Origin of the sequence: Euzebyella marina (genome assembly GCF_014855515.1) — a bacterium.
GTDB classification, from domain to species: Bacteria; Bacteroidota; Bacteroidia; order Flavobacteriales; family Flavobacteriaceae; genus Euzebyella; species Euzebyella marina.
On sequence record NZ_JACYFK010000003.1, the window covers coordinates 464,368 to 477,115 of the forward strand.

Sequence of the window (12,748 nt, forward strand, 5' to 3'; positions counted from 1 at the left end):
ATCAATAATGTTATTTGCCAAATAGCAATCATACTAGTCTAATTTAATGACTACATTCTAAGTTATTTAGAAGAAGCTTAATAAGCATTAAGTTCAGATTAACTCTTCTTTATCAGAAAGTTTTCTTTTAACTAATAGGTTTTCAGTTGATATCGTATTTACCTATCAGGTAAAACGTACTGATTTAAGTTGCTTTAATAGAAAATAAAAAAGACCCCGCAAGGGGTCTCTTTTTTATTGATTTAAAAGAAAGCCTTTTAACTCGTCGTAAGACTTTATTTTGATAGACTTTTTCTCCTTGTCCATTACCTTTTCGATTTGCTCGGGAATGGGCACTTTTTTATCTATGGTTTTCTCTACAACATCTAAAAACTTAACGGGATGGGCAGTTTCAAGGAAAATGCCATAAGTATCCTCATGATTTTCCTGGTATTTTTTCAAGCCTAAATAGCCCACAGCCCCATGTGGGTCGGCAACGTAACCGCTTTTATCATAAATGGCTGACATCGCCGAACGGGTCTCGTCATCTGTAAAAGAACTGGAGGACAGATTGTCGGAGAGCTTTTCAAAATTATCATCAAAAAGGTGCCTTATGCGAATAAAATTGCTCGGATCTCCTACATCCATTGCATTAGAAATAGTAGCTTTAGAAGGTTTGGGCGTATACTCTTTGGTAACCATGAATTGTGGCACCGTATCGTTTACATTGGTAGCGGCAATAAAATGGTCGACCGGCATACCTAATTTTTGAGCGACCAGACCGGCGCAGATGTTTCCGAAATTACCAGAGGGTGTAGAAAAGACAATCGGTTTTCCCTGCTTTTTAGCTTGTTTATATGCAAAAAGAAAATAGAACATTTGGGGCAACCATCGAGCCACGTTTATCGAATTGGCCGAGGTCAATTTCATTTCACTTAAAATGGAATCATCTAAAAAAGCGGTTTTGACCATTTTTTGGCAATCGTCAAAAGTACCGTCAACCTCTAAGGCTGTAATGTTTTGACCTAACGTGGTCAATTGACGCTCTTGAATATCGCTGACTTTTCCGCTAGGGTATAAAATGACCACTTTAACTCCATCTACCCCTAAAAAACCGTTCGCAACCGCACCACCGGTATCACCGGAAGTAGCGACCAAAACCGTTACCTCATTCTTCTCGCCTTTCGAAAAGTACCCAAGACATTGGGCCATAAAGCGTGCGCCTACGTCTTTGAAAGCCATTGTCGGGCCATGAAATAGCTCAAGTGTGGCTACGTTCTCTTCAATCTCTACCACCGGAAAATCAAAATCTAGGGTGTTCTTTAAGATTTCGCGAAGCTCATCGTTCGGTATTTCCTCGCTCACGAACTGATGAATGGCGTTGAAGGCAATTTCCTCTTTTGAAAGCTCTTCAATCTGTTCGAAAAAAGAGTCGGGCAAAGGCGTGAAGCTTTCAGGAAAATAGAGTCCCTTATCGGGAGCTATCCCTCGAATCACCGCTTCTTTGAAAGATACCGCTGGTGCTTTTTTATTTAAGCTATAGAATTTCATTTACTGTAAAATCTTTATTCCTTGAGAATTTATTTTAGACACATGAACATCGTAGTCGATGCCGATTTTCTGATAGACCTGTTTCATGGCTTCCCCCACTTTTTGGGCAGTAGCCTCTCCTTTGCTAAAAGCAAAAATGCTTGGCCCTGAGCCTGAGATACCAGAACCTAGCGCCCCAGCTTCTTTTGATACCGATTTAATCTTATCAAAGCCCGGAATTAATATAGAGCGGATGGGCTCAACAATATGATCGACCAGAGAGCGGCCTATCAAATCGTAGTCTTCCGTATAAAGCCCTGCAACTAAACCTCCTAGATTGCCCCATTGTTTGATCCCGTCTGCCAGGTTGATATGCGTTTTTAATATTTTACGTGAGTCGGAAGTTCGCACCTCTATCTGAGGATGAATGACCGTGGCATAAAGTTCGCTGGGGCTATGAATGGGTATAACATCAAGTGGTTCATAGCTACGAACCAATGTAAAACCACCAAAGAGGGCAGGGGCTACATTATCGGCATGAGCTACGCCACTTGCCAATCGCTCACCTTCCATAGCGAACTTGACCAGTTCAAGTGTCGAAAAAGGCCTTCCGAGCAGGTCATTAATAGCCCACACTGCACCAGTAGAGCTAGCTGCACTACTACCAATGCCACTGCCGGCCTTAATTTTCTTGTATATTTCTATTTCAAAACCTTCATTGGAACCACTCTCGGCCAAAAGGGCCAAACCGGCCACACCAGCGACATTTTGATTGGTTTCCATAGGAAGATCTTGACCGACAAGCTTGGTAATCTTAATTCCTTTCTCCGGAACCTTTCTAACGACCATTTCATCTCCGACCGAATCAAGGGCTGCCCCCAATACATCAAAACCACAGGAAACATTGGCAATGGTAGCAGGACAAAAAATTCGTAATTCGTTTTCTTTCATGATCTAGAAATTTCCTATTCTAATGATATCGGCAAAGATACCGGAAGCGGTTACATCGGCACCGGCACCGGCACCCTTAATAATCATAGGTTGATTCGGGTATCTTTCTGTGTAAAAAAGAACGATGTTGTCACTTCCTTCGAGATTATAAAAATCATGGCCTTTTGGTATTTCTTGAAGTCCTACACTTGCTTGTCCGTTTTCATATTGAGCCACATATTTTAACTTACTACTGGCTGCAGAAGCCTTGGCAAACATTTCCTGAAAACTACTTTCGTATTTCTTCAATGAGGCAAAGAAATCATCATTATTGTCGGTATTGAGGCTTTCTTCCGGTAAAAAGCTATTGTTTTTGATATCGTCGATTTCAAGGCGATTGCCACTTTCACGTGCCAAAATCAATATTTTTCTCATAACGTCGATACCGCTCAAATCAATTTTCGGGTCAGGTTCTGTATAGCCTTCTTCTTGAGCCTGTTTAACAATGTCGTGAAAAGTAGTCTGGTCGTTAAAATTATTGAATACAAAATTCAGGCTACCAGAAAGAACGGCCTGTATTTTCAATACTTTATCACCTGATGCTATCAAATGTTTTAAAGTGTCAATAATAGGTAGGCCAGCACCAACATTGGTCTCAAAAAGGAACGGCGCATTATATTCTCGGGCAAGATCCTTCAGATTTTGGTAATTGTCAAATTCTGATGAACAGGCGATTTTATTGCAGGTAACCACCGAAATGCTATTACCTAAATAAGAACTATAAGTAGAAGCAACTTCACTGCTCGCGGTATTATCGACGAAAATACTATTGCGGAAGTTTAGTTTTTGAACGTGCTCGTAAAACTTTGATTTATTGGCCTTTTCACCGCTATTCAATTTGTTTTGCCAATCGGAAAGGGAAATTCCGTTCTCATCAAAGTGCATGGTTCTTGAATTGGATATTCCGATAACTCGAATATTCAATTTCAATTTTTCTTTGAGATAAGAGCGCTGCTGTCGAATCTGTTCCAAGAATTTCGAACCAACGTTACCCACACCCATGACAAAAAGGTTCAGCTGTTTTACATTCTCTTCAAAAAACTCTTCGTGCAAGGCGTTCAAGGCCTTTTTTACATCTCCTTCATTGATTACGGCCGAAATGTTACGTTCGGAGGCACCTTGTGCAATAGCGCGAATATTAACATTGTTTCGCCCGAGGGTACTAAACATTTTACCGCTCAAACCTTGGTGTTTTTTCATATTGTCTCCAACCAAGGCGATAATGGCCAATTCGGTTTCGGCAATGGCAGGTTTTATTTTTCCCCTTTCGATTTCAACTTCAAAAGCTTCATTGACAATTTCTACGGCCTTTTCAATATCATTCGCTGAAATACCAACACAGATAGAGTGCTCAGAAGAGGCTTGCGTAATAAAAACGACGCTAATGTCATGTTGTGACAAAACCTCGAAAAAACGCTTTGAAATACCCGGAATACCAACCATACCCGGGCCTTCAAGAGAAAGCAAGGCCATATTTCCCACATGGGTAATACCTCTAACGGTTTTGCCTTTCTCGTTCTTGTTTTTAGTAATTAGGGTTCCGGCATTGTTAGGCTCAAAAGTATTCTTGATGTGAATGGATATTCCTTTGCTTAAAACTGGTTGTATAGTGGGCGGGTATAAAACCTTGGCCCCAAAATGGGAAAGCTCCATAGCTTCCTCGTATGAGATATGAGGTATGGCCTTCGCTTGTTTTACTAATTTTGGGTTGGCAGTATACATTCCGCTAACATCAGTGTAAATCTCTAACACAGCTGCATCTAAGGCTGCAGCAACGATAGCGGCAGTATAATCTGAACCACCTCGCCCCAATGTGGTCGAGTTGCCCTTTTCGGAAGAAGCGATAAAACCGCCCATTACGGAAACAGTGCTTTTGGCCTCTGCAAAATGTTCTTGACAATTTTGATTCGTCAATTTAAAATTGACCGAAGCTTTTTCGTTATGGTCGTCTGTTTTTATAAGGGTTCTACTGTCTACATATGCACAGTCTAGCCCTGATTCTACAAAATATTCACTAATGATATATGACGATAATAGTTCGCCATAGCTTACTATTTTGTCCGATAGGCGAGGAGTGATTTCGCCGATTAGAAAAGCTCCTTCCAGCAAAGTTTCCAATGAATTGAGCTCGCTTTTTACCTTACTTAATACTTTACTTTGAGAATTAATGTTAATAAGTTCTTTGACCGTGCTGAGATGTCTGTCTTCAATTTCCTTGAAAACAGATTGGTATCCTTCACTTTGTGAGGACGCTAAATGAGCGGCATCGAGCAGTAAATCGGTTATTCCCCCGAGTGCTGAAACGACCACGACTATTTTGTTAGAACCTGAATGAGCTACAATTTCTTTGACCAGGTTGATATTGGTAGCGTTGGCAACCGAAGTGCCACCGAATTTTAAGACTTTCATCTAAATAAATATTAAAAGAGACTTGATTGAAAAAAGCACTAAATAGCGCAAAAACGGAGAAATATATAGCTTCTTACCCCAAAGGGGTAGTGGTACCGGTAATAGCGGTGCATCCATTGGTAAATGGCGTAAATGTCTTATTTCTATGTGGGTTGCTCAAGAACATACCTAAAATAAAGACTCAAAAGTAGTACTTTTGATGACCTAATCAAATGAAACGATAAAATTTTACATAATCTTCAACAATTGTCAAAATTTCTTACTGAATGAAGCTTTTCACTGCCGAACAAGTCTATGCTGCCGATAAATTCACAATTGAAAAACAAAATATTACTAGCGATGAACTGATGGAGCGGGCGGCCATTCAACTTTTTAACTGGTTGCATTTAAGAATGCAAGGCGCCCAAGTCAAAATTCATCTTTTTTGCGGAATTGGCAATAATGGGGGCGACGGTCTGGCCCTTGCCAGGCATTTGCAAGACCATGGCTATAATATTGAAGTTTACGTGGTGAATTATAGCAAGAAGCGTTCGAAAGATTTTTTAACGAACCTAGAAAGATTAAAAGAGCGTAAAATTTGGCCCAACTTTTTAGAGGAAGGAAGTGAGTGGCCTCCAATTAAAGAAGAGGAAATTATTGTAGATGCCATTTTCGGTATTGGCCTCAACAGGGCACCTGATGAATGGGTCGGTAATCTATTTGAACATTTAGAGAGTACCAAGGCATTTGTTTTAGCTGTGGATATACCCTCGGGACTCTTCACCGAAAGTGTTCCCAAGAGGGAAAAAGATGTTCTCAAGGCCAATTATACCTTAAGTTTTCAAGTGCCTAAACTTGTATTTTTCCTTCCGCAAACCGGTAAATATACGGTTCAATGGGAGGTTTTGGATATTGGATTGGACAAACAGTTTTTGTTTGAAACCGACACAGATTATTCATTGATCGGGAAAAATGAAATTTTACCTTTCTACCGGCCTAGGGAGAAATATTCGCACAAAGGTACTTACGGCCACAGCTTAATTATTGGAGGAAGCTATGGGAAGATGGGAGCCGTACAACTTGCTGCGCGGTCATGCTTGCGTGTGGGTAGTGGTTTGGTAACGGTTTACATTCCCAAATGTGGCTATATTCCGTTGCAGACGGCTATTCCTGAAGCTATGGTGATTACGGACAATGAAGATTCGCATATTTCAGAAATAGAACTGTCTATTGAGCCAACAGCAGTTGGTCTCGGTGTGGGAATGGGAACCAAAGAAGGTACTTCAGAAGCAATCGCCAATTTTTTAAAGGATTATAAGCGGCCCGTAGTCGTTGATGCAGATGCGCTTAATCTTATAGCTCAACACAAAGATTTATTAAAGTATCTACCTGGCCAAGCGGTATTGACTCCGCATCCGAAGGAGTTAGAGAGATTGATTGGTTCTTGGAAAGACGATTTTGATAAGTTAGAAAAGGCCAAGGTATTTTCAGATAAGCATGATTGTGTATTGGTAATTAAAGGAGCCCATACAATTATCATATATAAAAACAAAGGATACGTGAATACTACGGGAAACCCAGGTATGGCCACGGGCGGAACGGGAGATGTACTTACCGGAATGATAACGGGGCTGATCGCTCAAGGTTATGAACCACTGCAAGCGGCGCTGCTAGGGGTATACCTACATGGGCGTTCTGGAGATATAACGGTTGAAAATACAGGCTATCAGGCTCTTTTGGCAACAGATGTTATTGAGGGAATAGGGCCGGCGTTTTTAGACTTGTTTAAAGTAGAGGAAAAAGTTTCTGCCGAGGAAGATGGTAATGAATAAGCTCAAGCCTAAATAGGGAGCAGGTTTAGGCTTGGCCTTTCCAGTTTAACAAGATTGAGCAATCACTCTTCTTTTTACCCATTTAAGGGCGTTCTCGTACTCTATAAAAAACTTCATCGGTTTTTTGTAGAAGAGTTTTTCAATCTTAAAATTGTGCATATCAATTTCTTTGACACTTACAATGGCAAATGCTTTTAGGTTTTCCAATTGCCTTAAATAGGTATAAATTGTAGGGTCAACTGCAAATGAATGCTTTCTAAGGCTTATGTAGCCAAAGTTTTTGTTTCTGAAGTGAATTTCCGAGATACCGATAATCTGGTACATTCTTTCTAAGGTAAGGGTTGCTCCCTCGTCAAATAATGCCACCATGAAGTTTTCATATACCTGTACTTTTCCAACATCTAACTGATACTCCCTGACAATAATTGTCTTTTTCGGTCGCCTCACTTTCATTCCAATAAGATTATAGTGTTCGAGACGAAAGTAGATGCCAGTTGCAGCAAACTGAAAATTATTAGATTAAAAGCTTAAATATCGTTTTATCTGCTCAACTTGACCATAGCCTGTGATTACTTTCTTACTTGATAGATAAAAGGCATAAAAAAAGGGAGTCGTATTTTGCGACTCCCTCATCTATAATTTCTTACGGCTTTATTCCGTTTTAGAAGACTTCTCAGGTTTATTTATCTTGATGGTCAGTTCTTCTTTCTTCTCATCAAAATCCATCAGAATCGTGTCTCCTTCATCTAACTTTGAATTCACGATTTCTTCGGCCAGGGCATCTTCGATATATTTCTGAATGGCCCTTTTCAAAGGTCGTGCACCGTATTGTTTGTCAAAACCTTTATCGGCAATATAGTCTTTGGCTTTTTCACTCAATTTGAGGTCGTAGCCTATATCTTTAATTCTTGCAAATAACTTTCTCAGTTCAATATCGATGATTCTATGTATATCTTCTCGCTCGAGGGGATTGAACACAATTACATCATCGATTCTGTTCAAAAATTCAGGTGCAAAGGCTTTTTTTAGCGCTCCTTCAATGACACTTTTTTGATGACTTTCTTCTTGAGCCTTCATGGCAGAAGTACCAAAACCTACACCTTGACCAAAGTCTTTCAACTTGCGGGCTCCAATGTTGGATGTCATGATGATAATGGTATTTCTAAAGTCGATTTTTCTTCCCAAACTATCGGTAAGGTAGCCATCATCCAAAACTTGCAAAAGCATGTTGAATACATCCGGGTGTGCCTTTTCGACCTCATCCAATAGAACTACGGAATAAGGCTTGCGTCTAACCTTTTCGGTCAATTGACCACCTTCTTCATACCCAACATATCCCGGAGGTGCACCAACTAATCTAGATATCGCAAATTTCTCCATGTATTCGCTCATATCTATTCTAATCAATGCATCTTCAGAATCGAATAATTCTTTGGCAAGCACTTTCGCAAGTTGGGTCTTACCAACACCTGTTTGACCTAAGAAAATGAAAGATCCAATCGGCTTGTTAGGGTCTTTTAAACCAGCCCTGTTTCGCTGAATGGCCTTGGCCACTTTTGCTACAGCCTCATCTTGACCAATTACATTTGATTTGATCAGGTCTGGTAGACCGGCCAGTTTATTGCTTTCGGTCTGGGCGATTCTATTTACGGGAATACCGCTCATCATCGATACTACATCGGCAACGTTATCTTCGGTAACCGTCTCTTTGTGCTGTTTACTATCTTCTTCCCACTTCTCCTGGGCCACTGCCAACTCTTTTTCGATGCGCTTTTCATCGTCTCTTAGCTTGGCAGCCTCTTCATATTTTTGCTTTTTAACGACACTGTTCTTAAGTTCCCTTACATCTTCCAGCTTTTTCTCGAGTTCTAGAATCTGTTTAGGTACATCCATATTAACAATATGAACACGTGAACCTGCTTCGTCAAGAGCGTCGATAGCCTTGTCCGGCAAAAAGCGGTCAGTCATATACCTGTTTGTCAACTTAACGCAGGCCGTGATAGCTTCATCGGTGTAATTGACATTATGATGATCCTCATACTTCGCTTTGATGTTATGAAGAATTTCAATGGTCTCTTCAACCGAAGTTGGCTCGACGATAACTTTTTGAAAACGTCTTTCTAAGGCGCCGTCTTTTTCGATATATTGTCTGTACTCATCAAGTGTAGTAGCCCCGATACATTGAATTTCACCTCTGGCCAATGCCGGTTTGAACATGTTGGAAGCATCTAAGCTACCCGTTGCTCCACCAGCACCAACAATGGTATGAATCTCATCAATGAAAAGAATTACATCGTCGTTCTTTTCAAGCTCGTTCATAACAGCTTTCATCCTTTCCTCAAATTGGCCACGGTACTTGGTACCGGCCACAAGTGAAGCAAGGTCAAGTGTTACCACTCGTTTGTTGTAAAGAATACGAGAAACCTTCTTATTGATAATTCTTAATGCCAGACCTTCTGCTATGGCACTTTTACCCACACCGGGCTCACCTATCAATAGGGGGTTGTTTTTCTTTCTTCTACTTAATATTTGTGAAACACGCTCAATCTCTTTTTCCCTTCCAACAACGGGATCCAATTTGTTTTCCTCGGCCAAACGGGTAAGGTCACGCCCAAAGTTGTCCAAGACCGGAGTCTTGGATTTCTTGCTGCCTTTTTGGCCCGTAGTAGTACCGAATGAACCCGAATCTTTTCCATCTCCGTTATCGTCATTGTCACTAGGAAAAGATTCTGATGTAGGAGCATCTACAATATCATCATCACTAGTAATCATAAACTTAAATTGTTCTTTAACGCCATCGTAATCTACCTTTAATTTATGTAGAAGTTTGGTCGTCGGGTCGTTCTCGTTTCTTAAAATGCACAGCAACAGGTGTGCGGTGTTGATGGAAGAACTTTGAAACAACTTGGCCTCTAAAAACGTTGTTTTTAGGGCACGTTCAGCCTGACGAGTCAGGTGTAGGTTCTTCTTGTCTTTTTGTATATTATTTGGATTCGGATTTGACGGACTCAAGATCTCGACTTTTCGCCGGAGATGGTCCAGGTCAACTTCCAGGGCATCCAAAATACTGATAGCCTTACCGTTGCCGTCGCGCAATAGCCCGAGCATGAGGTGTTCGGTACCGATGAAATCATGGCCCAAACGCAGTGCTTCCTCTTTACTGTAGGCGATTACGTCTTTAACTCTTGGTGAAAAATTATCATCCATAAAACTTATCCTTTCATCTATAAAATTAGTAAAACTATACCAATCTAACGCAAATAGTGTACCTATTATTAGATAACGTTCTATGAATTGACGAAAAAAGAATCTAATTACAAAATATTTAACGTTGAAACGAACATGGTTTCAAGGCCTTGTGATGTTGATAAAATGTTTAATAAAGTACCCCGTGTTTGCTTTGAAAGCCATGATTTTACGTATATTGGCATGTTTTTTTAACTAAAATAAAATATTAGGATTTTAATATGGCGGAAGGAGAAAAACTGATTCCTATTAATATTGAAGAGGAAATGAAATCAGCCTACATCGATTACTCGATGTCGGTCATTGTGTCACGTGCCCTGCCTGATGTCAGGGACGGACTGAAACCTGTTCATCGCAGGGTCCTTTATGGGATGCATGATTTAGGAGTTAGGTCAACCAGTGCGCATAAAAAATCAGCTCGTATCGTGGGTGAGGTTTTGGGTAAGTACCACCCTCACGGCGATTCTTCAGTTTATGATACCATGGTAAGAATGGCCCAAGAATGGAGCCTTCGATACATGTTGGTAGACGGTCAAGGTAACTTTGGTTCTGTTGATGGCGATAGCCCTGCAGCAATGCGATATACAGAGGCAAGAATGCGTAAGATTGCCGAGGAGATGCTGGCGGATATTGATAAAGATACAGTAGACCATCAACTTAATTTTGATGATACCATCGAAGAGCCAACGGTTCTTCCGACGAGAATACCCAACCTTTTGGTCAATGGTGCTTCCGGTATTGCCGTAGGTATGGCGACCAATATGCCGCCCCATAACCTGTCGGAAGTGGTAGACGGTACGGTAGCCTATATCGACAACAACGAAATTGATGTCGATGAGATCATGACCTATATAAAAGCTCCTGATTTTCCGACCGGAGGTATTATATATGGTTACGATGGGGTCAAAGAAGCTTTTCATACAGGTCGCGGCCGGGTAAAAATCCGCGCAAAGGCCATTATCGAAGAGGTTCAAGGCCGTGAATGTATCGTGGTAACCGAAATACCTTATCAGGTCAACAAGGCCGATATGATCAAGAAAACGGCCGATCTGATCAATGAAAAGAAAATCGAGGGTATATCAAGTATTCGTGATGAATCGGATAGAAAAGGTATGCGTATCGTTTATATACTTAAACGTGATGCCATACCGAATATCGTTCTCAATACCTTATATAAGTACACTGCGCTACAATCTTCTTTTAGCGTAAACAACATTGCACTTGTAAATGGACGTCCTGAGCTACTGAATATTAAGGAGATGATCCACTATTTCGTGGAACATCGCCATGAAGTAGTGGTCAGACGTACCCAATTCGAACTGAAAAAGGCAGAAGACAGGGCCCACATCTTAGAAGGTCTTATCATTGCTTCCGATAATATTGACGAGGTAATCGCCATTATCAGAGGTTCATCAAATGCCGATGAAGCCCGGGAGAAATTGATGGAGCGCTTTAAGCTCTCTGAAATTCAAGCGAAGGCCATTGTCGAAATGCGTTTGAGACAACTGACCGGACTGGAGCAGGATAAGTTGCGTTCGGAATACGAAGAAATCATTAAAACCATTGCGGACCTTAAGGATATTCTTGCCAAAAAGGAACGTAGAATGGAAATCATCAAAAATGAACTTCTTGAGGTTAAAGAGAAGTATGGTGATGAACGTAGGTCGCAAATCAATTTGGCCGGTGGTGACTTGAGTATTGAAGATATGATTCCTAATGAGCAGGTGGTGATTACAATATCACATGCCGGTTACATTAAAAGAACTCCTCTTTCCGAATACAAAACCCAAAATAGAGGTGGAGTAGGCCAAAAGGCATCTTCCACAAGAAACGAAGATTTTCTGGAGTACCTATTTGTCGGTACGAACCATCAATACATGCTTTTCTTCACCCAAAAAGGTAAATGTTTTTGGATGAGGGTCTACGAGATTCCTGAAGGAAGCAGAACCTCGAAGGGTAGGGCCATTCAAAACTTGATCAATATCGAACAAGACGATAACGTAAAGGCCTTTATTTGTACCCAAGATTTAAAAGATGAAGAGTACGTAAATAGCCATTACGTGATTATGGCCACAAAGAAAGGTACTGTCAAAAAGACATCATTAGAACAGTATTCGCGGCCTAGACAGAATGGTATCAACGCTATCGGTATTCGTGAAGATGATGAGCTTCTAGAAGCTAAACTTACCACAGGTACTAGTCAAATTTTCTTAGGATTGAAATCCGGTAAGGCTATCCGTTTTGAAGAAAGCAAGACCAGACCTATGGGTAGAAATGCTTCCGGGGTAAGGGGTATTACCTTGGCAGATGATAATGATGAGGTCATAGGTATGGTATCGGTGCACGATTTTGAGGATAACATCTTGGTTGTTTCCGAAAATGGTTACGGAAAACGCTCTAGCATTGAAGATTACCGAATTACCAATAGGGGAGGAAAAGGCGTTAAAACTATTTCCATTACCGATAAGACCGGTGGTTTAGTAGCAATTAAAAACGTATCCGATTCCGATGATTTGATGATTATCAACAAGTCTGGTATCGCCATTCGAATGAGCGTTGAAGATTTGAGGGTAATGGGTAGGGCTACTCAAGGTGTTAGATTGATCAACCTGAAAGGTAATGATTCGATTGCAGCAGTAGCCAAGGTTATGAAGGAGGATGAAGAAGACCTTTCGGATACTGATATAATGGATATTGAGGTAGATACCGAGCAAGATGGCACGGCTCTTGATAATGATGGTAGCGAAGAAGAAAATAATTAACCCTTAATTATAGTAAACACT

The 12,748-nt window shown here is 40.8% G+C and carries 8 protein-coding genes; 3 read left to right on the plus strand and 5 right to left on the minus strand.

What is annotated here, in order from left to right; all coding sequences use genetic code 11:
* Positions 1 to 234: 234 nt before the first annotated feature.
* From thrC to thrA, 3 genes are read right to left on the minus strand one after another with little or no spacing between them, the layout of a single operon-like run.
* Complete coding sequence (gene thrC, locus IL356_RS15095; RefSeq protein WP_121848359.1) at positions 235 to 1,530, minus strand: threonine synthase; 1,296 nt, start codon at positions 1,528 to 1,530, stop codon at positions 235 to 237.
* A complete protein-coding gene (locus IL356_RS15100) occupies positions 1,531 to 2,460 on the minus strand; it encodes a homoserine kinase (protein WP_121848360.1) in 930 nt (309 codons plus the stop codon).
* A 3-nt stretch (positions 2,461 to 2,463) separates the two neighbouring features.
* On the minus strand, positions 2,464 to 4,908 hold the full coding sequence (thrA, locus tag IL356_RS15105; RefSeq protein ID WP_121848361.1) for a bifunctional aspartate kinase/homoserine dehydrogenase I: 2,445 nt from the start codon (positions 4,906 to 4,908) through the stop codon (positions 2,464 to 2,466).
* A 26-nt stretch (positions 4,909 to 4,934) separates the two neighbouring features.
* On the opposite strand from thrA, the gene IL356_RS15110 reads away from it, so the two are divergent.
* Both IL356_RS15110 and IL356_RS15115 read left to right on the plus strand, forming a co-directional pair.
* A complete protein-coding gene (locus IL356_RS15110; protein ID WP_162987844.1) occupies positions 4,935 to 5,099 on the plus strand; it encodes a hypothetical protein in 165 nt (54 codons plus the stop codon).
* Positions 5,100 to 5,174: 75 nt separating this feature from the next.
* On the plus strand, positions 5,175 to 6,719 hold the full coding sequence (locus IL356_RS15115) for an NAD(P)H-hydrate dehydratase (protein ID WP_121848362.1): 1,545 nt from the start codon (positions 5,175 to 5,177) through the stop codon (positions 6,717 to 6,719).
* 45 nt (positions 6,720 to 6,764) lie between these two features.
* Here IL356_RS15115 and IL356_RS15120 read toward each other — a convergent pair whose 3' ends face one another.
* Positions 6,765 to 7,172 carry an STAS/SEC14 domain-containing protein gene (locus IL356_RS15120; RefSeq protein WP_121848363.1) on the minus strand — a complete coding sequence of 136 codons (408 nt, stop codon included), beginning with the start codon at positions 7,170 to 7,172 and terminating at the stop codon, positions 6,765 to 6,767.
* Between the two features lie 198 nt (positions 7,173 to 7,370).
* Positions 7,371 to 9,926, minus strand: a complete 2,556-nt coding sequence (locus IL356_RS15125) for an ATP-dependent Clp protease ATP-binding subunit (RefSeq protein WP_121848364.1) — start codon at positions 9,924 to 9,926, stop codon at positions 7,371 to 7,373.
* Between the two features lie 260 nt (positions 9,927 to 10,186).
* On the opposite strand from IL356_RS15125, the gene gyrA reads away from it, so the two are divergent.
* Entirely contained in the window at positions 10,187 to 12,727 is a 2,541-nt protein-coding gene (gene gyrA / locus IL356_RS15130) for a DNA gyrase subunit A (protein WP_121848365.1), read from the plus strand.
* Positions 12,728 to 12,748: the final 21 nt, after the last annotated feature.